We start from the raw sequence: 23,067 nt of genomic DNA, 5'->3' as shown, positions 1-23,067 counted from the left end.
CAGCTCCCGGACATACTTCATCAATATGTTAAACCGTTTTACTGAATTCTCGATACAGCCTGCCCGTGGCATTAAACGCAGGCTGGCAGGCCTCAAGTCAGTATTTTAACACGCTGGGTTCTTGTCTATCGTCGATTGCAGGCTTTTGCCTGTTTTTCTGGCGGCAAATGGCGCGTGATACTCAATGTCGTAGATCATCCATTGGCCATTTTCCTTGCGCAGAACCACCTCGTCAGTCCAGGTTTTGCTGATGCCATTATGGTCTAACTTGAAATGCACTGTCGCCTGGCGTCCAAACTGGTTGGCAATGCTGGGATCAACGCTGAATGTGCTAAAGCCTTCGTCGCTGGAGCTGAAAATATCGCCACTGGTCCATGGCGCATGTTTATCACGCGTTTTGCAACGATGCTGTTCACGCAGGGCAATATAGAAAATGCGATGCAGCTTGGGGATGAAGTGCTGTGCAATGGCATCCAGCTGTGTCATGTTGGGAAGTCCAGTTACCTTGTTGGTATTCTGTAATGCGGCATAATCCTGATAGAACTGGGTGGCAGCATTGCGTGCTTCATCCTTCTCTTCTTTGGCGGCAACTGCGGATTGCATACTGAACAGTGTGCAGAGGGTAAGCATTGCAAGTAGTTTTGCCATTTTCAGGATCCCGTAATCTGTGTGATGAGGAGTCAGCGGATACAGCAACTCACTGACGATGGCAGATTAGAGCACGTGAAGAAAATGCCAGGCAAGCCTTCTAGGGGCTCGCCTGGCATGTCGGGAAAAACTCTCGGTCCTCGCTCAGGATTGTTATTAATTTCTGCCCGTATTATCTGCGGTGACACGCCAGATTGTGTTGCCCACATCATCAGCGACCAGCAGGCCACCTTTCTGATCTACCAGTACACCGACAGGTCGACCTTGCGCTTCTCCCTTATGGTTGAGGAAGCCAGTGAGTACATCCTTTGCATTGCCGGAAGGTTTGCCTGCTTCAAATGGCACAAAGATGACCTTGTAGCCGCTGTGAGGGTTACGGTTCCATGAGCCATGCTGGCCAATAAACATCCCGTTGGCAAATTGGGCGGGAAGGGTGTTGCCCTTGGCTGCAGTCAGACCCAGTGAGGCGGTATGAGGTCCCAGGGCATAATCTGGCACAATTGCTTTAGCAACCAGCTCCGGTTTTTCTGGCTGCACACGACCATCGACATGATTGCCATAATAGCTGTAAGGCCAGCCATAAAATCCGCCATCCTGAACCGAGGTAATATAGTCGGGTACCAGATCGCTGCCTATTTCATCGCGTTCATTCACGGCGACCCAGAGACTATTACTATCAGGCTCCCAGGCCAGGCCATTCGGGTTGCGCAGGCCTGATGCAAAAATACGGTGCTCGCCACTCTTGGTATCCACTTCCCAGATGGCGGCACGGCCTTCTTCGATCTCCATGCCATTTTCCCCAATATTGCTATTGGATCCCACCGTGACATAGAGCTTGCTGCCATCCTGATTTGCAATCAGGTTCTTGGTCCAATGATGGTTCAATGGCAAGCTTGGCAATGTCACCAGGGTCGTCGGCGGTGTGCTGATCGTGGTAGCGCCCTCGACATACGGAAAAGTGACCACTGCATCGGCATTCGCTACGTAAAACGTATTGCCAATCAAGGTCATGCCAAATGGAGAATGTAAGTCTTTGAGGAAGATTGAGCGCTGATCGGCAATACCATCGCCATCGGTATCGCGCAGCAAAGTGATGCGATTCGCGCTTTCAGTCCCGGCACCCGCCTTTTTCATGAATTTTCCAGCAAACCAGCCGCGCAGGCTGAATCCACTCTCGCCCTTGGGTGGGCTGTTGCTTTCTGCCACCAGGACATCTCCATTGGGCAACTGGTACAGCCATCTTGGGTGATCAAGTTCCCGGGCAAAAACCGTGACAGCAGTACCTTCGGCAGAGTGGGGAGTGGCATTGTCAGACCAGCCAATGGCTTCGGCGATATGGACAGTAGGGATCAGGGTGCTTCTGGGTTCAGGCAGTTCAGGCTTAGGGCCCATGCCAGATGAAACGGGGAGTTTGGCGACATCGCCACAAGCGCTCAATGAGATGGCGAGCATAGCGGGCAAAATAATACGTTGCATGAGCAGGGTTCCTTTGTTGGGTAATGCGGAAAGGGTATCCGATCATGTAGGGCAAGCTATTCCATGTTCTAATGACGACCGGATATTGATATTATTTTTTTAATACATGCAGTTTAATGACGGTATAGCCATCAAGAAAGTTCTATGTTGAGTGACGAATTGACCATCCCCTTTATACACTGGCAAGAGGGTGAGCAAGCATATTCTGCCATCTGGCGCTCGGAAAACCATGCAAAGCCACCTGCCAAGGTCGTGATTGCCGATGATGCCATGAAGGCGGATGTGGCTTACCGCATGGCTTGTGAAGGGACTGCCTTGCTATGGCGGGGAGATTTCCAGAATGCACGTCAATTATTGCAGGCCATTGTACGCCGTATAGATCGCAAGCCGGCAAAAACCTCCTCCAACCCTGCTGAGGCATTTCATCTGAATCGCCAGGCACAGTCACAGCGTTCACGCGTGCTGGGCATGTTGCTAGTCACCCTGGAGGCGGATTACAGCATTAAATTGCGTCGTGCTCCTGACACTCAGCAAGCCTGCATTCAGGCTTATGGTGATGCCAGGGGTGTTTCGGTGGTGTCGCTGCGTGAGTTGCAGGGCGTGATTGGGGCTTATGAGTGGCGTAAAAAGGGCGTAGAGGTACCTGCATTGGAGGCGCGCATTCACCCTCACTATGGCGTCTTCTCGCCAGTGCGCGGCGAATATGTCGATCTGGTGGCCGAAGCGCCACTGCCTTCTCAGGCGCTTGCATTTGATATTGGTACTGGCAGTGGCGTATTGGCGGCATTGTTGGCAAAGCGTGGGGTCAAGCAGGTGATTGCCACTGATCAGGATGATAGATCCCTTGCCTGTGCGCGAGACAATATACGGAATTTGCGTTTGGGGCAGCAGGTTGAGATCATCAAGGCGGATTTGTTTCCCGTCGGACGTGCGCCCTTGATTGTCTGTAATCCGCCCTGGTTGCCAGCACGCCCCAATGCGGCCATCGAATATGCGATTTACGATCCTGACAGCATCATGCTTAAAGGTTTCCTCAGCGGCCTGGTGGAACATCTTGAACCAGAAGGGGAAGGCTGGCTCATCATGTCAGACATTGCAGAACACCTTGGCCTGCGTACGCGAGATACATTGCTTGAACTCATTGCTGCGGCTGGTTTACAGGTGGTGGATAAAGCGGATATCAAGCCGCGCCATGCACGGGCTTCTGACAGCAATGATCCTCTTCATACAGCGCGTGCAGCAGAGGTGACCTCTCTCTGGCGGCTGAAAGCTGCTTGATGGGTTTAATTGCCAGCGGTTTCTTCCAGCAGCTCCTCTTCTGATTCATCCTGATTGTGCTGCTGGTCGCGGCTGGTATTGGATGGTAGTGAGCTGAAGGCTAGAATGGCTTTAGTCAGCTGCTGGTTAAATCGACGCGTTTCTGCCAGTCTCAGCAAGTTATCGCCTCCAGAATCATTGGCAAGGCCTGCATGCAACACCTGCTCAAGAATATGCTGCTTTTTCAGTTGCCGCTGTTTGACCAGGTCTTTGTATGCCTGATGCAGTATCTTGGTTTCTTCTGGGAGTTTGCTGCTGATAAAGGTCTTCCAGTAAGGGATTTCCAGCACAAATGCCTGGTCGTCCCTGTTGAGATGTTTGGCCAGGCTGGGCAGTAACTGCAATGCCATGGATAAACGTAACTGGTTTTGTACCAGCATATTCAATAACTCGGCTTCCTCAGCCGATAGGCTTTGCTGTGCCAGTTTGGCCGTATATTGGTTCAGGTTTTGTAATAATTGCCGGGTATCTTCCTGTAATTGCGCATTCAGTCCATTGTTTTCTGTGATGCTCAACGCTTGTCGCGCAATCAATTGTCCGGTGCGTATTCCCTCCATACTCATGGCCTTGATTGCCAGGCTTGGGATGGCCAGGCTGGAGCTATCAAGGCTGAAGGATGCCAAATGGCTTGCAGTCCTAAATTTGGTATCCAACCATTTCAGCAGCAGAGGGGTGAGCGGATACATCAGGATGACGCCAAGCAGGTTAAACAAGGTATGGAACAAAGCCAGGATGAATTGGGGCTGAGTATCGTTAAACAGCAGCAGGCCTATTTCATGAATACCCCATAACAAGGGTTTGAGCAGTAACAACGCTACAATACCGGTTAACAGGTTGAATAATACATGGAGGCTGGCCAGGCGCTTTGCCTTTGCCGTGGCTGCCAGTGTGGCCAATAAAGCTGTAGAGGTGGTGCCGATATTGGAGCCAATCACGACAGCTGCGCCAATCTCCAGCGGCACTGCGCCTGTTGAAACCGCGGTAATGACCAAGGCAATCACCGCCAGTGAAGCCTGCATGACGACGGTCAGCAGAATGCCAACCAGTGTAGAAAGTAAGATACCCCAAACACCGAGGCTGGTAAGCGCACTGAAATCGATATTAATAAACGTGGCATCAAAGCTGGTCTTGAGATAACCCAGGCCAAGAAATAATAAGGCAAAGCCTGTCAGAGCTTCGCCCAGGCCTTTTCTTCGACGTTGCTTGCTGAATAGTTTCAACATGACGGCAATACCAAGAATAGGTAGCGCCATCGTGTCCAGTTTGAAATTACCACCTAACCAGGCCACCACCCATGCGCTCAAGGAGCTGCCAAGATTGCTGCCATAAATGACGAAGGCAGCAGCAGATAATGAGAGGATATTGGCATTGACGAAACCAATGGTGGTCACCGTGATCGCGGTGGAGGATTGCACTGCCAAAGTGCTTAAACCGCCAATAAAAATTCCTTGAAAAGGCTTGCCCGTCCAGCGTTGTAACAATTGCATAAAGCTAGGCCCGGCGGCAGTTTTCAGGCCATTGGTCATCCAGTCGATGCCTAGCAGCATCAAACCAATGGCACCAAGCCCCATGAATAGATCGGACCACATTGTTGTTATTTATCCAGCAGAGTCAACAAGCCTTTATTTTAACCTGATTGTGTTGGCAGTTATCGTGATCAATGTGAGCTAGGGGCAAGGGGAAATGAAAGAAGCACTGCAAGCAGTGCTTCAGGCTTTTGCAAATAGAACGGGAAACTAGATTTTCGGGTTAGTACGACGACGCGCAGCAAAGCCCATGACGCCCAGACCCAGCATCAGCATGGCATAGGTTTCTGGTTCTGGTACTGCAGCGACCTGGTCAACCTGGAATGCTAGAGATTGAGAAAAGCCGATATTGAAATTGAGGGTGTAAGAAGTAATTGGGGATGCGATACCGGTCAAATCCCATGTGAAATAATAGTAATCAGCAGCAGTGTCTGTGTTCACGAAATTAACAAGAGACCCTTTGAGAGCTTGGTTACCATTGTTGTAACTTAAAGTCAGGCTGAATGGCGTGCCGCCAAACGACGCATCGAAATCATTGATGATGCCTTGGAATGCAATAGAGCTGATGTTGCTGGCAACGGTATTGTCTGTGAATGTCAGGCGACCATCGCCATAAAGACCAAAACCTGCTGGATAGTATCCGCCGGATAGCAGTTTGAGCGATGCATCGCCAGAGCCAGCCACGTTACCAGCAGTACCAGCTGCCAATTGTGCTGAAGTCAGTGGGCTGGCGTTACCATTAGCATCCACACGAGCACGGTTCAGCTGATTCCAGCCATCAAAAGAAACAGAGTCTGCAATGTCAATGAACGTAGCGTGAGTAGTGTTAGCTTGTGCAAGCGTGGCGGCAGCGAACAAGGTGGCACCAGCAATAAAACGGACAATTCCAATATTCATTTTTTTAATTCCCCTAATGGATGAAAATACACTTGGCATTTCCCAATGAAATACCCTGGTGTGATTTGGCCGCAACAATGCAATGAAAGCAGAGGTGCTAGCCAGCTTCTTATTTTTAATTAATATAAATCAAAATAAGAATGATTTGTATTATGTATATTTATTTTGCTGTGTCAACCCGTTTCATATCATGGGTATTAAGCTATGCAGTGTATTGCTGGGGCAGGATCAAAACTTTTCACACAAGAGAGCGTGCTCGTGATCATCTGTGAGGGAGGGTTATTACTAAAAAGCGAGATTTCGATTGAAGCAGGGCCGGGAGTGGATTGCCCTGCTCATTGAGGATGTTGTATACAGGAGATTGCAGTCTTAACTTGCTTGGTGCACGAGCTGTACTAGCTCCTTGATAAAACGGCCTATTCCAGAAAGCCTGCTGCCATATTCAATCATGCCTGGGAGGCTGGATTTCTTGGCAGATTTCAATGCCTGTAAATGGTTGCTGGAAATATTTTGGCCGATCTTGCCGATGATTTTCTTGATTTTTTCACGCTCCTGCACCAGTTGTTCACCTTGCCAGTTCGAACCATATGCATGCTCCTCCCAGCTGACATCCAGAATGCGGTAAAGGGTTTGCAAGTTGCCGATGACATATTCAGACGCTGTATTGAAACTAAAACTGTCATCCATTGCACGTGCCTGATTCTGCAGATGACGGAACAGTAAAGGCGTCTTGAGATGAAAGCGCATCTGACCCCGCTCCAGGCTTTCTACGAGAAATTCGACATCCTGCAAGCCACTCAGTAATTGTGACCAGGCTGCATCTTGCTCTATCTGGTCGAACTTGATGGAGGCGCTATCCAGCAGGCTTTTGGCACGGGACTCTCGAATCTTGAATGTTGAGCTTAAGCTGAATGCATCAACTTGTTGTGTGGCCTTGGCATATTCCCAGAGCAAGAGCGCATCAAAATCACCTTTTGCCATGCCACCCAGTCCATGCGTCTTAACGTATTCATCCCAGATGCGGTCAAAAATGGCAATTTTCTGTGAGTCGGATAAAGACATGGATTGAGTCCTTGGCTAAGTCGGGTGTTTAACGGAGAACCTGCATTGTGACATGATCAACTGTCGTATTTACTTCGATTCCTTCAGGCGTGCATTTTCAAGCGTAAGCTTGAGCGTGACTTTTTTGCTGGGAAAATTGGGCGCGTCATCCGACAGGTTTTCCAGCGCTTTCATTGTGAAATTGACACCGCCATTTTTCGTTTCCCCGATCATGTTGGCATGCAGTTTATCTATGCTACGCCAACCACCTGCGCCAATCGGGATCACATCAAGCAGCGAGTAGTGTGCTTTACCTGCATTGGTTGTTTCTAAGGAAAATGCTGCCAGGTATTGCCTGAAATTATTGCCACCGCCAAATCCTTCAACTGTCAGCACCGCCAATGTGATTTCCTGGTTTTTACGGATTTTCAGCACCTGAAATTGGGTGGCCTCAGGATAGCCAACAGCATCGCCATCACTGAGCAAGCTGACCAGGTGTTCAATCTGGACCGCCAGCGGTTTGGGCGTCACAGGTGCTGCCATACTTTTTCCACTGACCATCATCACCAAGCTTAAGCATACAAGCGCTGATGTAAACTTCATTTACTTATTCTTTCCATGACTTGGTGCGGCATATAGGTTAATGCGCAATTAATGTTGTTTTGCCAGTTCGTGATCATGTAGTCTTGACAGCAACAGCAGAGATACAGTCGCGCCAATCAAGGCAAAAAACATATCTGATTGCGTATCCCAAGGATCGCCCTGTGTGCCCAGAAATTCCTCTGCACCCTGATTCATGATGAGCGCTGCCGCCCATTCAATCAGCTCGTAACTAGCGCTGACGGCGAGCACAACACATATCACCAGAAACGCCAGCATCTTGCGTCCTTTGACATAGCCACCTCGCAACAGGATTTCGCGCGCTGCAATGGCTGGCACAAAGCCTTGGGTAAAGTGCCCGATCTTGTCGTAAGGGTTGCGTTCCAGATCAAGAAAATGGGCTATTTCAAAACCCAACGGCACCCGTGCATAGGTATAAGCGCCTCCCAATATCAGTACCAGTGCATGAGCAAAAATCAGCACATATAGCAATGTGGTCAAGGGATAGCGTGGATAGGTAGCCCACAACAATGGCAATACGATGATGACCGGGACAACTTCCATCAGCCATGTGGTGCGGTCATAGGGATGCCAGCCAGAAAGGATAAGCAGTCCAACCAGCAGGAAAGAAGCAAACAGCAGGGGAGCAGTGCGAGACATAACGGGACTCTTGAGGTTCATATAGGGTCTGGAGCAAGACTAAGCTAGCTAAGCCTCAATCCTTGCCAGGCTTGTTCAGGAAAGACAAGGCGATGCCCAACACAATGCCCACGGCAATGCCTAGCCCCAGGTTTTCCAATGTCACGCCAAGTACAGTGCCCACTACAGTAGCAATGCCAAGATTGAGTATTTCTTTATGATTCTTTTGCATGGGGGGATTATATGAGCTTAACTGCCAGGTTGAAAATGATTCAGTCTGGCCATTATTTGTTATGCAGTGTTTAGGAGGTGATGAGTGATTCAGAGTGCCGTAAAAGATCCTGCGTGAATGATGGGTTAGGGGCGTTCTTCATAGTCCTTTAATTCTTTGATGCGCTTATTTGCCCTGTCCATCATGCAAGACAGATACATACTCCCGCGTATCGTTCCATCAGACCATAAAGTATAGGTTGTGCCACAATCAGCCTCTCTGAATTTAACCCAAAGTCGTTGGGCATCAACAAAACTCTTCTTTAGCTTAGATTTATCAGCGATGTTCGATGGTGCTTTGCTTATTTCATCCATCATTTTTAATACGCGGTTATAAACTTGGTTTAATTCCAGCTCTATTTTGTCTAATTCGATTTTTCCACAAGCATTTATATCAGGTGTGCTAGATGCGTTTTCACAATCAAGAGCAAGCCCCAGGCTAGAGTAGGTCAGCAAGATTAATATGATGAGATTTTTCATAATTGTCCTCACGTTTGAATTAAGCCGCCTGCCATAGGCAGGTCCGCTTGATGGAAGGTTTAGAGGACATTCGGCGGGGTTGGTGCGTTCATTGACACGGCCAGATACACCCACAACAGCAGGAATACCGGCCCAAGTGCTGCGAGTAGTTTAATGAGGGCCTCTGGAATCGGCTTCTTGCTGCGCATGCCTATTCCTATTGCAGACAACAGCTCAAACTCTCTCGTCTTGCGCGCGCCGTCTGCGGCAAACACCCACACGGCGAAGAGGATAGAAAGCAAAAAGACTGATGCGAGCCAGGCAATGACGTATGGATTGAAGTCTTGTGGGCGGAAGTAGTACCAGATGCTAGGAGTGTGACCGATGATTTGGCCAAAGCCCATGACTAGCCACGGGATTGCTCCGGCGATCGGAAACCACTGGTGATAGCTCTTTGCAATCGCGGCCTGTTCGGTGCGAGCTGTGATCGTCGAGTTCAATCGGCGCCGTGCAGTGAGATAATTGAACAGCGAAAAGACCAGGCAGATTGCCCAGAAATACCGACCGATTAAGTGAAATGGATCCACGTGACACTTGCCCTCTAACGTTTGAATGAAGGGGCTGGCTTTAGCCAGTCCAGCTTGAGTGATGGGTTGTGCATAGCAACCTTTTAAAAACTACAGATGGGACGAGGCCAAAGCCCCGCCCCACTATAGCTAGGTGAGTAGCCCAGCACTAGCAACTGAACCAAAACTTTGCAAAGCTTGATTAGTTGTTTAGCGCTGATTTTCACCGAAAACGCAAACTCTATCATTTTCAGTTTCCTTGATAGAGCGAGCGCCGAGCGCCCAGTACCCGCCGTTAAGAAGGTGTTGGTTGGTGGTTACGAGGTCTTTGCCCGGTTTAGCGTCTCGGTGACGTCTTGCCCCTCTTGACCACCTACCACGGAGTAGCAAGCTCTGTGGGGTTTGCGTTGCTCTACTCTGCGCAGAGTATTGTTTGTGGCGGTGAACCCACATACAACCAAAGAGCAACGCTTACCAATTCTTTGATGCACAAGGTTGAAGGTAAGGGGCGCGGAGCCGGATTGCCGCCGGATCGTCCCGCTTGACCGTGTCCCACTTGATGGACGCGTTAGGCTGGCGAGATGAGAGCGAAACGTGGATATGAATTGATGGTAGCAAAACGATCTCCCCAAACCGTTGAATAGCTTAACTGTAACTTAAAACCACAAAAGGCAAAACTGACAACACCAACCTAGCTGACCTTACCGTGCCTATCGTACTGATGTTGCCACTTTGGTGGCTTACAGCAGTGGTGACGCCCGTACAGGGAGCCCATAAAACCTTGAACCACTAACGCTTTAACTACAGCAACCTGAGGCACTAACCAACACCGCAAATGGATGCGCTGGGAGCCGCATGGATATTGGCTCCCAGCGCAATGATTTTTGGTTGGGCCTAACGTAAAGTAGACCCCATAAAACAACTTAATATTTTATTGGGGCAAGTTGCTAATGTGGTGTTTAAGTGCATAGTCTCAATTAAATCAATTAGCAGTTATTTTTTAGCACACCAAAATATTGCGAGATTGAAAATGGATAACATACTTGGTCAATCTAGTGCCCCTCCGCCTAAACTTTTGGAGCTGGTGGCGGAAAAAGCGCGGTAAAACATTACAGCATTCGCACTGAAAAAAGCTATGCGGATTGGATTAAACACCATGGCAAGCTTCACCAAAAGACATGGGGGCGGAGCACGTGGAGGCATTTTTGACGCATTGGGCAGTGGCGGATAATGTTTCTGCCAGCACGCAGAATCAGGCAAAAAGTGCCGAAGCGTTTGCCGGTGGTATTAACACGTAATGAGGTGCAAGCGTTGTTGGCACATTTTGATGGCTCGATGTGATTGATTGCGAGTATGTTGTATGGTAGCGGCATGCGCATTATGGAGGTGTTGAGGTTGCGGGCGAAGGGCATTGATTTTGCCAAGCGCGAGATTTTGATTCGGGAAGCGAAAGGTTTTAAGTATAGAGTGACGCTGTTGCCTGTCACCTTGGTCGAGCCCCTTAAAGCGCATGTGGCGCGAGTGCAAAACCTTTATGAAGAAGACCTGAAAGCTGGTTATGGGCGGGTATATGCCGGTGGCGCCGGATAGAAAATTTCCCAGTGGTGGTCAGTCATGGTCGTGGCAATATGTGTTCCCTTCTGGCAAGCTTCTAGTTGATCCCCGTTCCGGGGTGATACGCCGCCATCAGATAGATGAAAAAACAGTACAGCGATCTGTAGAAAAAGCAGTACAAAAAACGGGTATCGTCAAGCTTGCGGCGTCGCATATCTTGCATCATAGTTTTGCCACGCATCTGCTTGAGGGCGACTAAGATATCCGCACGGTGCAAGAGCTGCTAGGCCATGCGGATGTTTCAACAACGATGATATATACCCATGTATTGAATAAAGGCGGCCGCGATGTTGTCCGCCCACTGGATAATTTATGAGTTTACGAGTTCGATTTAATCTATTAATTACCACTTTACTTCTGTTGCTGATGTTGGCGGTGGGATATGTGGTGATCAAGGGGATGCGGATTTCCACTGAGGAGAGCGTGGAAGCGGCAACGCGCGTGACGGTGCAGTTGCTGGATACGGTGATTATCAACTCACGGCAGAATCCTGAATGGGGATATACACATGATGTGATGCACACATTTTTGCAGTCGCTGGGGCATGTGCGCAGCAGTGAGATTTTTCTGTACGACTCCCATGGGGATTTGATGTATCAATCGCCGCCATCCACTTACCGTGCGGATGAAACGCCTCCCCGATGGTTTGCCCGCATGGTGGAGCCAGCACCAGAGGTGGTCTCTAGGCGTATCCGTTTTGGCATGCTGGTGGTGGCTTCGGATGCTATGGGTGCTATCCGGGAGTCATGGAATTCATTCAAAAGCCTGTTGTGGATAGAGTTGGGCTTCTTTGTGGTGCTGAACGGCATGATTTACTGGATGCTGGGGTATTGGCTCAAACCCGCGGATGATATCTTGAGGGCGATTTCAGAGGTGGAGCGGGGCAACCTGACGGTGCGTCTGCCACGATTCAAGGTACCGGAGTTTTCACGGATTGCACAAAACTTCAATTTGATGGGTGAATCCTTGCGCGCCAGCACGGAGGAAAACCGGCGGCTGGCTTTGATTGTGAAGCAGACCGCAGATGCAATCATGATTCATGATCTGGATGGCAATATTTCATTCTGGAACCCCGCGGCGCAACAGATGTTTGCTTATGCGCCGGAAGATATTATTGGTCAGTCTGCCAACCTGTTATTGCCGCCTGATCATGAAAGTGAGCTGTCGAGGCATTTTGAGAGGGGCGCTGTCAGCGACAAGGTTGAGCATTACGATACCCAGCGTGTGGCACGTGATGGCAAGTTGCTGGATGTTTCGCTTTCCATAGCACCATTGATGGACCCCAATACTGGTGAGGTGATTGGCGAAATCTGCAGTATGCGCGACATCACCGAGCGTAAGCTGGCAGAGGAAACTGCGCGCAAGCTTGAGGAAAACCGGCAGTTAACGCACTTGATACAGCGCCATATTGAAGATGAACGTCGAAGCCTTGCGCGAGAGTTGCATGATGAACTTGGGCAGTATGTGACTGCGATCAAAACCTTTGCGGTGGCGATTGCCAACAAAACCCGGGTGGAGATGCCAAACATAGAAGCCAGCGCGCAAACCATTGTTTCTGCTGCCAATCACATCTATGACGGCATGCACAATATCATTCGCCATTTGCGTCCAGGGTCCTTGGATAACCTGGGATTGTCCGATGCCTTGCGTGATGCAGTTGCTGATTGGCAGGCGCAACATCCTGAGGTGAAATTCAACCTGGATTTATCCGGCAAGCTGAATCTGTTGGGTGAGAGCTTGAATATCAATCTTTATCGGATTGTGCAGGAGTCTGTGACCAATGCCTTGCGTCATGCAGGTGCGACGGCGATTGATATAAGCCTTGCACGACGCGAAGATGGTAATCTCATACTTTTTATCAAGGATAATGGTGTGGGCATGAATATGTGCAATGTAGACCAGAGCCGTCATTTCGGCTTGCTGGGCATGCGGGAACGGACGCAGGCGCTGTATGGCATATTCAATATAGACTCTATTCCTGGTCAAGGCTCCACTATTTCCGTCATGATTCCCGAGAAAACCAATTTATGAGCGCAACAATCAAGGTGATGCTGGTAGACGACCATGCGGTTGTCCGTATGGGATTCAAGCTGTTGTTGGAGTCTGATGATGCAATCCGTGTGGTGGCTGAAGCCGAGAGTGGCGAGCAAAGCATCAAGCTCTATCAGGAGCACAAGCCGGACGTGGTGGTGATGGATATCACGATGCCGGGCATAGGCGGCATTGAAGCAATCGACCGGATACGCGCCAAAGATCAGGCTGCGCGTATTCTGGTGCTGTCTGCTCATGAGGATTCTGTCCACCCCAAGCGTGTGCTGAATGCCGGGGCGTTGGGCTATCTGACCAAGCGTAGTGCAGCAGAAGAGTTAATCAAGGCGATTCACACGGTGGCGGCTGGTAAAATGTACCTGGAAGCCAATGTGGCACAACAAATGGCCATTCAGCAGATTTCCGGGCAACAGAATCCGGTGGATGTATTGTCTGACCGCGAGTTTGAAGTGTTTATGGCCTTGGCCAAAGGCAAGACCACCAATGACATTGCTGATGTTCTGTGTCTGTCACCGCGTACCGTGGGCACACATCTCTATAACATCAAGCAAAAACTGGGTGCCAATAACTCTGCTGAGATTGCCTTGATTGCCATGCGATCGGGTCTGATAGACCCTTAATGTGGCTAGTTGGTAGCCTGGCGGATGTTGGTGGCGGGTTGTAGCTGATAACGTGCCATGCTCAGCTCGCCGTTGGCGGCGATTTCAACAATGACTTCCTGTCCGCTGGTCATGCGTCCAAAATCTGGGGGTATCAGAAATATCACCGGATTTTGCTGATTTTGTTTGGCGGCGCCCAATGCTAACTGCCAGTTCGTCCATTCCTCTTTTGCAGGCAATTTGCTGCCCTTCAGGCGCGCTTGCTCCAGTAAAACCAATTTTTCCTCTCCAATGACGGTGTTCCATATCTCTATGTTCAAGAGCTGGTTTGCTGCAAGACTGTCAATCGGCTGTTCTGTGTTGCTCGCTATCTGTGGGTGATCAGCCGCTGGGAGTGATTCCTCTACCGCTGTAATGGGAGTGAAGCCTGTGTTGAGAAAGTCGCTCCAGTATTGATTGAATTGTGGTTGCTGTTCTGCTGAAGGCTTGCTGGCGCTGGCATGGCCGGGGATGGAGGCCGTTGCTTCCTGCGGATTTCTTGCGATTTGTTGTTGATAAGGGCTTTGTAGCAGATGGGCTTCATAAGCGTCTGAAGTGGCTTGGTCTGCGGCACGCATGAGCAGCGAGGATGCGACTTGCTGAATAATGGGGCCGCCCATGCAGCCACTAAGGCACGCCGAGGCGAGCAGGATAGCCAAGTTTGCCAGAAATGAGTGCTTTGTAACGATTCTGCTCATATTCACTTCAACGGACGTTGAGGTGGAAAGTTTAACCTTTATTTGGCCGAGGTGTAGCGCGCACGCTGATAATACCGCTCAGGATGATGAGTCCAACCGCCAGCCAGCGATCAGGGGATAAGGTTTCACCCCACAAGATAATGCCAAACAGGCTGGCTAGCAGCACTGTGGTGTAAGCCAAACTACCGACAACCAATGGGCTGCCAGTGCGATAAGCGCGTGTTAATGCAAGTTGGGCAATCGTGGCCACCACGCCTATGCCCAGCAGCAATGGCAGGTCAGCCCAATCCAATGGCGTGAAATGGAAAAATAACATCCAGAGTGCACCGCCTATCGTGCAGACAAGAGTGAAGTAAAACACAGTCCGCCAATCTGGCTCTCCGGCGCGTCCCAGTTGCGTGACGTGAACATAGACAACACCTGCCATGGCACCAGACAGCAAGCCGATGGCACCAGCAATCAGTTCATCAATATGCAAGCTGGGTTTGAGTAGCAGGCTAACCCCGATAAAACCGATGATTACAGCCAATATCAGTATTTTTCGGGGTTTCTCATGCAGCATAAATGGCATCGCCATCGCCAGGAAAAGTGGAGATGTGTAGTTAAGCGTAATGGCGGTAGCCAATGGCAGCTCACTGATGGCAAAGAAAAAGCAGATCAGCGAGGTAAACCCCAAGATGGCACGTTTCATATGGGTGCCGATGAGCGAGGTTTTGAGCGAGAGATGGTGGTAACGCGTGACGGCCACAATAAATACCAGGCCAAATAGCGAGCGGTAAAACACTAATTCGGCACTACTGAATTTCTCAGCGCCTATCTTGACCAATACTCCCATGATGGCGAAGAAAAAGGCAGCTACCAACATCCACAGACTGCCTAGCTTGGGTAAGTTCACAATAGGTCCAATTCTTGAACGTCTGACTCTTTGAAATCCATCAAGCGCGATATACGCTTTGTTGTGGAATGGATGCCCATGTTGCTGGGCGTTCGGGCAGGCTGCTATCAGCCTGTATGCTTGATGTGGGGATCGAGCTGTCTATGTAACCATGCATGGAAATGCTGCATGCCGGTCTCCATGGGGTGTTGATAAGGGCCGCGTTCATCAATATTCTGTGCTGCCAGTGCGCGGCGACCATCATGCATGCGCTGGCAGATTTCCATGTCCTCAATCGCAGTTTCGGTATAAGCCGCCTGTTGCGCTGCGACAAATTCTTCCTCAAACAGGGCGATGTCTTCTGGATAATAGAATTCCACCACATTGGTGCAGGCATCTGCCCCGCGTGGAATGATGTGCGACACCACCAATACATGGGGGTACCACTCTATCATTACAAACGGGTAATACACCATCCAGATTGCGCCATATTTGGGCTGTTGCTGCTTGCCATATTTCAGCACTTGTTCCTGCCACTGCTGGTAGATACGAGAGCCCGATTTTTCCAGCGCCCTGTGCACACCGACTGTTTGCACGCTATACCAATCGCCGAACTCCCAGTTAAGCGCTTCGCAGTCTACGAAGTTGCCCAGGCCGGGGTGGAAAGGGCCGACGTGATAGTCTTCAAGATACACTTCAATGAAGGTTTTCCAGTTGAATTTGTATTCGTCCACCATGACCCGGTTGAGCATATAGCCAGTAAAATCGAAATCCTGTTGGCAGCCCAGTTGTTTAAGGTCTTGTGCAATATTGCGTTTACTTTCAAACAGCAGCCCACCCCAGTTTTGCAAGGAGGATGTATTCAAATGCAAGCATGGGTTCTGCTCAAAGTGTGGTGCCCCAAGCAGTTCCCCCTGAGTATTGTAGGTCCAGCGGTGCAAAGGGCAGATAATGTTCTTGGTTTTGCCGCTACCTGTTAGCATCAGGGCCTGGCGATGGCGGCACACATTGCTGATGAGTTCAATTCCGTGTGTATTGCGAATGAGCGCCTTGGCATTGTTCATCCATTCCAGCGCATGGTAACTGCCGTTTTCTGGCACCATGAGTTCATGGCCTATGTACTTAGGCGCAGCAGTAAATAGGTGCTGTTGCTCAAGCGCATAAATGGCGGGATCGGTATACCAGGAGACTGGCAATTGCGTGCTAAATTGCTGGTCGTTTCCCTTGTTGGGTAGAGTGGTAACGGATGCTAGTGATACCATAGTGGTGAGGTTGGATCTGGTGCGTTAAATTAAGCCAACATTGAATTCTGCCCGAAACTCCGTATTTTTAAAACCCGTTGCTATACTAAGGTTAAGTTTTGTCCTGTTTTCTTGTAGCAAAAATATGCTGAATTCTTGCCTAAAAGCAGGAATTGCGCTACTCTCGACCCCTTGATGTACAAGGTTTTTTAGCTTGGCTGGACAAGCAGTCAAGGCTTGTTTGGCAAAGTGTATGGGGCGTCTCGCTGAGGTGCTTTTGGATTCTAAACTGGTGGGTACACATGATGACAATACGCAAAGAGAATATGAATCTGGCGACGCTGACAGCCATTCGACTGCTGCGCAAACGCGCCATTATTGCGTACTGAACCCGCCGTAAAATGCTGTAAACGGCGGCTGGTGCCGCCGTTTTTGTTTTTAAGCTTTACTCGACCTAATCTTTGAGACTGAATACTGCAAATGTCCGAACACTTGATGAATACCTATGCCCGTCAACCTGTTACCTTTGCCAAAGGCGAAGGTGTATGGCTCTGGGATAAAGAAGGAAATCGTTACCTGGATGCGTTGGCCGGGATTGCTGTGAATGGTCTGGGCCACGCACATCCTGACTTGGTGGCTGCGATCAGTGAGCAAGCTGGCCGCCTGATCCATGTTTCCAATGTCTACGGCATTGCCGAGCAGTCCAGCCTGGCTGACAAGCTGTGTGAAGTGTCCGGCATGGATAAAGTGTTTCTCTGTAACTCCGGCTGTGAGGCCAATGAGGCTGCCATCAAGTTGGCGCGCTTGTTTGGCCATCAGAAGGGCGTGGAGAATCCTGAAATCATTGTGATGGAAAGGGCATTTCACGGGCGTACATTGGCAACATTGTCTGCTACTGGAAACCGCAAGACACAAGCCGGTTTTGAGCCTCTGGTCAGCGGTTTTATCAGGGTGCCATTTGATGACCTGGAGGCAGTGCGCCAGGTCTCTGCACATAACCCCAATGTAGTGGCGGTATTGCTGGAGCCGATTCAGGGTGAAGGCGGTATCAATGTGCCCAAAGACATTGCTGCTTATCTGCAAGGATTGCGTCAGCTTTGTGATGATAACGGATGGCTGCTGATGCTGGATGAGGTGCAGAGTGGTGTAGCACGGACTGGCACCTGGTTTGCCTTCCAGCATACCCAGGTGGTGCCGGATGTCATGACCTTGGCCAAGGGCCTGGGTTCAGGTGTGCCAATTGGCGCCTGCCTGGCGCATGGTGCTGCTGCTGAAGTATTTACCTATGGCAAGCACGGCTCTACTTTTGGCGGCAATCCACTGGCTTCTGCGGCTGGCCTGGCTACGCTCAATATCATTGAGCAGCAAGGTTTGTTGGCACATGCCGAGCAGCTGGGCAACTGGATACGTGAGGCCTTTGCCACGGAGTTGAAAGGGGTGGCTGGCGTTGCCACCATCCGCAATGCTGGCTTGATGATAGGCATAGAGCTGGATCGTCCATGCGTGGAGCTGGTGAAGCAGGCGCTCGAAGCCAGGCTATTGATCAACGTCACTGCTGACAAGGTAATCCGCTTGTTGCCCCCGTTGGTCATGAACCAGCAGGAGGCCCAGCAGGTAGTGGATATCCTGACTCCTTTAATCAAGAAGTTCCTCGCCCATTAAGGCCGGAACCATACAATTATGGCAATCAAACATTTTTTACAATTAAACGATCTGACCGGTGATGAGCTCAATCATATTTTTGAGCGTACTCGCTGGATCAAGGAACAGTTCAAGAGCTATCAGCAATACTGGCCCTTAACTGATCGTACGCTGGTGATGATTTTTGAGAAGGCCAGCACCCGTACCCGTCTTTCTTTTGAGGCAGGCATGCAGCAACTGGGCGGCTCGGCAATTTACCTGAATACCCGTGACTCCCAATTGGGCCGCGGTGAGCCGGTGGAAGATGCGGCCCAGGTGATTTCGCGCATGAGCGATATTGTTATGATCCGTACCTTTGAGCAGGAAATCATTGAGCGTTTTGCCGCGAATTCACGTGTTCCAGTGATCAATGGCCTGACCAATGAGTATCACCCATGCCAGATACTGGCGGATATCTATACCTTTATTGAGCACAGAGGTCCGATCAAGGGTAAGACAGTTGCCTGGATCGGCGACTCCAATAATGTCTGCAATACCTGGTTGCAGGCAGCAGAAGTGTTTGATTTCAATGTGCATGTATCTACCCCGCCAGGTTACGAAGTGGAGCCTGAGCGTGCCAACCTTTATGGCACCGACCACTACGAAGAATTTGAAGACCCAATGGAGGCTGCGCGAGACGCTGATCTTGTCACCACTGATGTGTGGACTTCAATGGGGTTTGAGGCAGAGAACGAAGAGCGTCGCCGCGACTTCCAGGATTGGCAGGTGGATGTAGACATGATGCGCATTGCTGGCAAGGATTCACTGTTTATGCACTGTCTGCCTGCACACCGTGGTGAGGAGGTGGCTGCAGACGTCATTGATGGTCCGCAGTCCGTGGTATGGGATGAGGCAGAAAATCGCCTGCATGTACAGAAGGCGTTGATGGAATATCTGCTGTTGGGCAAGGTACTTGACCAGCAGTATTGAACTGGGTTTATAGAGAAAGAAATAGCTAAATGAGTGATGTGAAAAAAGTCGTATTGGCTTACTCCGGTGGCCTTGATACTTCCGTGATCCTGAAATGGTTGCAGGATGTTTATCAGTGTGAAGTGGTAACCTTTACCGCCGATATTGGCCAGGGTGAAGAGCTGGAGCCTGCACGTGAGAAAGCCAAAAAATTTGGCGTCAATGAAATCTATATTGATGACCTGCGTGAAGAGTTTGTCCGCGATTTCGTCTTCCCTATGTTTCGTGCCAATACCGTGTATGAGGGCGAATACTTGCTTGGCACTTCAATTGCACGTCCATTGATTGCCAAGCGTCTGATCGAAATTGCCCACGAAACCAAAGCAGATGCCATCTCCCATGGCGCCACCGGTAAAGGCAATGACCAGGTACGTTTTGAGTTGGGTGCCTATGCGCTTGACTCCAATATCAAGATCATCGCGCCCTGGCGCGAGTGGGATTTGTTGAGCCGTGAAAAGCTGCTGGCTTATGCCGAGCAACATGCGATCCCTGTGGAAATGAAGCATAAGCAGGGTGGTAGCCCATACAGCATGGATGCTAACTTGCTGCATATTTCCTATGAAGGTCGTCATCTGGAAAATCCGGCTGCCGAGGCCGAGGAAGATATGTGGCGCTGGACCGTGTCACCAGAAAAAGCGCCGGATGAGGCAGAGTATCTGGATATTGAATATCGCCATGGTGACCCCATCTCTTTAAATGGCAAGGTGCTTAAACCGCATGAGTTGCTCGCTGAGTTGAATCGTCTGGGTGGCAAACATGGGATAGGTCGACTCGACTTGGTGGAAAATCGCTACGTTGGCATGAAGTCGCGTGGATGTTATGAAACTCCGGGTGGCACCATCCTGCTCAAGGCGCACCGTGCGATCGAGTCTATTACGCTGGATCGTGAAGTCGCCCACCTGAAGGATGACCTCATGCCACGTTACGCCAGCATGATCTACAACGGTTACTGGTGGAGTCCAGAGCGCGAGACGCTGCAGACGCTGATTGATCATACCCAGCAGACAGTAAACGGCTGGGTCAGGCTGAAGCTGTACAAGGGCAATGTGATTGTGATTGGCCGTGATTCCAAAACAGACTCACTGTTTGATTCAACGATTGCCACCTTTGAGGATGATGCCGGTGCTTACGACCATCGGGATGCCGGTGGCTTTATCAAGCTGAATGCCCTGCGAATGAGAATTGCAGGCAATTTGCGTAACAAGAAGTAAGATGGAAGTGCGCCAAGCGCTTTAATACAATACAAGAACATAACGAGATTTCAGGAGATTGATTGTGGCCCAGTTTGATCATGTCAGCGTCAAGAAAAAAGCAAATATCTATTTCGACGGTAAGTGTATCAGTCACACCGTCTTATTCCAGAATGGCACGCGTGCAACCGTGGGTGTGATTTTCCCTAGCAGCTTGACATTCAACACCGGCTCCCCCGAGTTGATGGAAATCAATGGGGGTGTTTGCAAGGTGCGTTTGCAAGGCGAAACTGAATGGCATACCTACCAGGCTGGTGAGAAATTTACTGTACCAGGTAACTCCAGCTTTGATATCGAAACCACAGAAACACTGGATTACGTCTGTCATTTTGAGTAAGCCTTTTATTCATGGGCATGCTTCATGTCTGTGATTGAATAATGCAAGAGAGAACACGCAGCGCAAGCAGGATGGCGGTGCGTTTTTAAATTCCAGGATGTAGATTACCAGTCCGGTCATCGCTGGATTGTTGCCCGCTTTATCATGGGTGAGACGAATTGAAAGGAAGAACTAACGATGCCTTCATTTGATATTTCTTCAGAAGTGGATATGGTTGCGTTGAAAAACGCAGTGGATGTCACTAGCCGTACTATCGACAATCGCTATGATTTCAAGGGCAGTAGTGCGGCTGTTGAGCTGAATGAAAAAGACAACCTGCTGACATTGCATGGGGATTCAGATTTTCAATTGGACCAGATCAAGGCCATTCTGCTGCCTGCCATGGAAAAAAAGGAAGCCGATAGTGCCAAGCGGCTTGATCATCAGGATGTGCAGAAAATTTCCGGTAACAAGGTAAAGCAGGTATTGAAGATCAAGGCAGGCATAGACACCGAGCTGGCAAAGAAAATCGTCAAACTGCTCAAGGATGGCGGTCTCAAGGTGCAGGCCAGCATTCAGGGTGATGAAGTGCGTGTGGCAGGTGCCAAGCGTGATGTGCTGCAAGATGCCATTGCTTTTGTGAAGAAATCTGTCACGGATTTTCCGCTGCAATTTGGCAATTTTCGTGATTAAACCGTTTTGCTAGATGAAACGTTAAAAGCATTGTAGAAGTTGGATTGTTAGAAAGACCCTATGTCAGCAAGAACGCTTTACGACAAATTATTTGACTCCCATGTGGTGCGCGAAGAAAACGGCACCGCGCTGATTTATATCGACCGTCATTTGGTGCATGAAGTCACTAGCCCGCAGGCGTTTGAAGGACTGCGGCTGGCTGATCGCAAGGTTTGGCGTATTAACTCCATGCTGGCGGTGCCCGATCACAATGTGCCCACCACTGATCGTAGCCAGGGGATTGCCGACCCGATTTCTCGCTTGCAAGTGGAAACGCTGGAGCAGAACTGTAATGATTTTGGTGTGACTGAATTCAAGATGGGCGATGCCCGTCAGGGGATCGTGCATGTCATGGGCCCGGAGCAAGGCGCTACCTTGCCTGGCATGACGGTGGTCTGCGGCGACTCTCACACCAGTACACACGGTGCTTTTGGTGCATTGGCCCATGGGATTGGTACATCGGAAGTTGAGCACGTCATGGCAACGCAGTGTCTGGTACAGAAAAAATCCAAGGCCATGCAGGTACGCGTTGAAGGCAAGCTGGGTCATGGGGTGACAGCCAAGGATATTGCGCTGGCGATCATAGGCAAAATCGGTACTGCCGGTGGTACCGGGTATGCAGTCGAATTTGCTGGTTCAGCCATCCGCGCTTTGAGCATGGAAGGACGTATGACGCTATGTAATATGGCGATTGAAGCGGGTGCGCGTGCGGGCATGGTGGCAGTTGATGAAACAACCATGAACTATGTCAAGGGGCGTCCTTATGCGCCCCGGCCAGAGCAGTGGGATGCGGCAGTCGCTTACTGGAGCACATTACATAGTGATGAAGGTGCCAGGTTTGACTCGGTGGTTGAGCTCAGTGCCGAAGCCATTGAGCCGCAGGTGACCTGGGGTACCTCGCCAGAGATGGTGACAGCTATCAATGGTGCTGTGCCGGACCCTGCGAATGAATCTGACCCGACCAAGCGCGGCGGCATTGAACGTGCACTGCAGTACATGGGCTTGGAGGCGAATACGCCCATGGACCAGATCAATATCGATAAAGTGTTTATTGGTTCGTGTACCAATTCACGGATTGAGGATCTGCGTGCGGCGGCGGCGGTGGCTAAGGGCAAGCATGTTGCTGCGAATGTGAAGTTGGCGATGGTGGTGCCAGGTTCGGGGCTCGTGAAAGCGCAAGCCGAGCAGGAAGGCTTGGACAAGATATTCAAGGATGCTGGTTTTGAATGGCGGGAACCAGGTTGTTCGATGTGTTTGGCCATGAATGCAGACAGGCTGGAACCGGGCGAACGCTGTGCTTCTACCTCTAACCGTAACTTTGAAGGTCGCCAGGGGCCAGGCGGACGTACTCACTTGGTGAGTCCGGAAATGGCAGCGGCAGCGGCTGTAGCAGGCCACTTCGTTGATGTACGCCTGCTGTTGAATTAAAGGGGGTGAGCATGAAGTACATGATGGCAATCACAGTGCTGGCGCTACTCTCTTTGACAGCCTGTAATACAGTACATGGCGTCGGCAAGGATATTGAAAAAGCTGGCGAAGCCCTTCAAAGATCAACCAAATAGTTAGA

25 protein-coding genes and 1 pseudogene are annotated in these 23,067 nt (G+C 50.1%); 13 read left to right on the top strand and 13 right to left on the bottom strand.

Going from position 1 to position 23,067, the window contains the following annotated elements:
- Nucleotides 1-105: 105 nt before the first annotated feature.
- Both LG201_RS05080 and LG201_RS05075 read right to left on the bottom strand, forming a co-directional pair.
- Nucleotides 106-648 carry a DUF3828 domain-containing protein gene (locus LG201_RS05080; protein ID WP_226771076.1) on the bottom strand — a complete coding sequence of 181 codons (543 nt, stop codon included), beginning with the start codon at nucleotides 646-648 and terminating at the stop codon, nucleotides 106-108.
- A gap of 156 nt (nucleotides 649-804) precedes the next feature.
- Nucleotides 805-2,124, bottom strand: a complete 1,320-nt coding sequence (locus LG201_RS05075) for a PQQ-dependent sugar dehydrogenase (RefSeq protein ID WP_226771075.1) — start codon at nucleotides 2,122-2,124, stop codon at nucleotides 805-807.
- Between the two features lie 144 nt (nucleotides 2,125-2,268).
- Between LG201_RS05075 and LG201_RS05070 the strand changes: the two genes are divergently transcribed.
- Nucleotides 2,269-3,402, top strand: coding sequence for a methyltransferase (locus LG201_RS05070; RefSeq protein WP_226771074.1), 1,134 nt, complete (start codon nucleotides 2,269-2,271; stop codon nucleotides 3,400-3,402).
- A 5-nt stretch (nucleotides 3,403-3,407) separates the two neighbouring features.
- Here the strand turns inward: LG201_RS05070 and LG201_RS05065 are convergent, their stop codons facing one another.
- The 8 genes from LG201_RS05065 to LG201_RS05030 all read right to left on the bottom strand — a co-directional run bounded on the left by LG201_RS05065 (nucleotide 3,408) and on the right by LG201_RS05030 (nucleotide 9,460).
- Complete coding sequence (locus tag LG201_RS05065) at nucleotides 3,408-5,030, bottom strand: Na/Pi cotransporter family protein (protein ID WP_226771073.1); 1,623 nt, start codon at nucleotides 5,028-5,030, stop codon at nucleotides 3,408-3,410.
- Between the two features lie 147 nt (nucleotides 5,031-5,177).
- Entirely contained in the window at nucleotides 5,178-5,864 is a 687-nt protein-coding gene (locus LG201_RS05060) for a PEP-CTERM sorting domain-containing protein (RefSeq protein ID WP_226771072.1), read from the bottom strand.
- 369 nt (nucleotides 5,865-6,233) lie between these two features.
- Nucleotides 6,234-6,926 (bottom strand): hypothetical protein, encoded by a 693-nt coding sequence (locus LG201_RS05055; RefSeq protein WP_226771071.1) that lies wholly within the window; start codon nucleotides 6,924-6,926, stop codon nucleotides 6,234-6,236.
- Nucleotides 6,927-6,995: 69 nt separating this feature from the next.
- Complete coding sequence (locus LG201_RS05050) at nucleotides 6,996-7,448, bottom strand: hypothetical protein (protein ID WP_226771070.1); 453 nt, start codon at nucleotides 7,446-7,448, stop codon at nucleotides 6,996-6,998.
- Between the two features lie 108 nt (nucleotides 7,449-7,556).
- Entirely contained in the window at nucleotides 7,557-8,165 is a 609-nt protein-coding gene (locus tag LG201_RS05045) for a DUF2238 domain-containing protein (RefSeq protein ID WP_226771069.1), read from the bottom strand.
- 55 nt (nucleotides 8,166-8,220) lie between these two features.
- The gene (locus LG201_RS05040; protein WP_226771068.1) at nucleotides 8,221-8,376 is read right to left on the bottom strand and encodes a hypothetical protein; all 156 of its coding nucleotides are present in this window, start codon (nucleotides 8,374-8,376) and stop codon (nucleotides 8,221-8,223) included.
- A gap of 125 nt (nucleotides 8,377-8,501) precedes the next feature.
- Nucleotides 8,502-8,894, bottom strand: coding sequence for a lysozyme inhibitor LprI family protein (locus tag LG201_RS05035; protein WP_226771067.1), 393 nt, complete (start codon nucleotides 8,892-8,894; stop codon nucleotides 8,502-8,504).
- Nucleotides 8,895-8,953: 59 nt separating this feature from the next.
- Entirely contained in the window at nucleotides 8,954-9,460 is a 507-nt protein-coding gene (locus tag LG201_RS05030) for a hypothetical protein (protein ID WP_226771066.1), read from the bottom strand.
- A gap of 1,184 nt (nucleotides 9,461-10,644) precedes the next feature.
- On the opposite strand from LG201_RS05030, the gene LG201_RS14475 reads away from it, so the two are divergent.
- From LG201_RS14475 to LG201_RS05015, 5 genes and pseudogenes are all read left to right on the top strand, one after another.
- Nucleotides 10,645-10,737, top strand: a complete 93-nt coding sequence (locus LG201_RS14475) for a hypothetical protein (protein ID WP_404809711.1) — start codon at nucleotides 10,645-10,647, stop codon at nucleotides 10,735-10,737.
- 73 nt (nucleotides 10,738-10,810) lie between these two features.
- Nucleotides 10,811-11,029 carry a site-specific integrase gene (locus tag LG201_RS14425; protein ID WP_319006037.1) on the top strand — a complete coding sequence of 73 codons (219 nt, stop codon included), beginning with the start codon at nucleotides 10,811-10,813 and terminating at the stop codon, nucleotides 11,027-11,029.
- Nucleotides 10,998-11,369, top strand: a pseudogene (locus LG201_RS14420) (tyrosine-type recombinase/integrase). The gene LG201_RS14425 and the pseudogene LG201_RS14420 overlap by 32 nt, the downstream one beginning before the upstream one ends.
- Entirely contained in the window at nucleotides 11,366-13,084 is a 1,719-nt protein-coding gene (locus LG201_RS05020) for a PAS domain S-box protein (protein ID WP_226771065.1), read from the top strand. The pseudogene LG201_RS14420 and the gene LG201_RS05020 overlap by 4 nt, the downstream one beginning before the upstream one ends.
- Nucleotides 13,081-13,722 carry a response regulator gene (locus LG201_RS05015; protein ID WP_226771064.1) on the top strand — a complete coding sequence of 214 codons (642 nt, stop codon included), beginning with the start codon at nucleotides 13,081-13,083 and terminating at the stop codon, nucleotides 13,720-13,722. The genes LG201_RS05020 and LG201_RS05015 overlap by 4 nt, the downstream gene beginning before the upstream one ends.
- Nucleotides 13,723-13,727: 5 nt before the next feature.
- Here LG201_RS05015 and LG201_RS05010 read toward each other — a convergent pair whose 3' ends face one another.
- From LG201_RS05010 to LG201_RS05000, 3 genes are all read right to left on the bottom strand, one after another.
- Complete coding sequence (locus LG201_RS05010; RefSeq protein ID WP_226771063.1) at nucleotides 13,728-14,438, bottom strand: hypothetical protein; 711 nt, start codon at nucleotides 14,436-14,438, stop codon at nucleotides 13,728-13,730.
- Nucleotides 14,439-14,469: 31 nt separating this feature from the next.
- Nucleotides 14,470-15,333 carry a DMT family transporter gene (locus tag LG201_RS05005; RefSeq protein WP_319006036.1) on the bottom strand — a complete coding sequence of 288 codons (864 nt, stop codon included), beginning with the start codon at nucleotides 15,331-15,333 and terminating at the stop codon, nucleotides 14,470-14,472.
- Nucleotides 15,334-15,440: 107 nt separating this feature from the next.
- Nucleotides 15,441-16,574 (bottom strand): aromatic ring-hydroxylating oxygenase subunit alpha, encoded by a 1,134-nt coding sequence (locus tag LG201_RS05000; protein ID WP_226771062.1) that lies wholly within the window; start codon nucleotides 16,572-16,574, stop codon nucleotides 15,441-15,443.
- Between the two features lie 459 nt (nucleotides 16,575-17,033).
- Here LG201_RS05000 and LG201_RS04995 point away from each other — a divergent pair, with 459 nt between their 5' ends.
- From LG201_RS04995 to LG201_RS04965, 7 genes are all read left to right on the top strand, one after another.
- Nucleotides 17,034-18,215 carry an aspartate aminotransferase family protein gene (locus tag LG201_RS04995; RefSeq protein WP_226771061.1) on the top strand — a complete coding sequence of 394 codons (1,182 nt, stop codon included), beginning with the start codon at nucleotides 17,034-17,036 and terminating at the stop codon, nucleotides 18,213-18,215.
- A gap of 18 nt (nucleotides 18,216-18,233) precedes the next feature.
- On the top strand, nucleotides 18,234-19,163 hold the full coding sequence (argF, locus tag LG201_RS04990) for an ornithine carbamoyltransferase (protein ID WP_226771060.1): 930 nt from the start codon (nucleotides 18,234-18,236) through the stop codon (nucleotides 19,161-19,163).
- A 29-nt stretch (nucleotides 19,164-19,192) separates the two neighbouring features.
- Nucleotides 19,193-20,413 carry an argininosuccinate synthase gene (locus LG201_RS04985; RefSeq protein WP_226771059.1) on the top strand — a complete coding sequence of 407 codons (1,221 nt, stop codon included), beginning with the start codon at nucleotides 19,193-19,195 and terminating at the stop codon, nucleotides 20,411-20,413.
- Nucleotides 20,414-20,477: 64 nt separating this feature from the next.
- A complete protein-coding gene (ppnP, locus tag LG201_RS04980; protein ID WP_226771058.1) occupies nucleotides 20,478-20,789 on the top strand; it encodes a pyrimidine/purine nucleoside phosphorylase in 312 nt (103 codons plus the stop codon).
- Nucleotides 20,790-20,966: 177 nt separating this feature from the next.
- On the top strand, nucleotides 20,967-21,461 hold the full coding sequence (locus LG201_RS04975; protein WP_226771057.1) for a YajQ family cyclic di-GMP-binding protein: 495 nt from the start codon (nucleotides 20,967-20,969) through the stop codon (nucleotides 21,459-21,461).
- A 60-nt stretch (nucleotides 21,462-21,521) separates the two neighbouring features.
- Nucleotides 21,522-22,928, top strand: a complete 1,407-nt coding sequence (gene leuC / locus LG201_RS04970; protein WP_226771056.1) for a 3-isopropylmalate dehydratase large subunit — start codon at nucleotides 21,522-21,524, stop codon at nucleotides 22,926-22,928.
- Nucleotides 22,929-22,939: 11 nt separating this feature from the next.
- Complete coding sequence (locus LG201_RS04965; protein ID WP_226771055.1) at nucleotides 22,940-23,062, top strand: entericidin A/B family lipoprotein; 123 nt, start codon at nucleotides 22,940-22,942, stop codon at nucleotides 23,060-23,062.
- The last annotated feature ends 5 nt before the right edge of the window (nucleotides 23,063-23,067 follow it).

It is taken from the genome of Methylobacillus gramineus, from assembly GCF_020532675.1.
Taxonomy (GTDB): domain Bacteria; phylum Pseudomonadota; class Gammaproteobacteria; order Burkholderiales; family Methylophilaceae; genus Methylobacillus; species Methylobacillus gramineus.
Note: the sequence above shows the minus strand (reverse complement) of the source record. Positions and strands in the feature narration are given on the sequence as shown.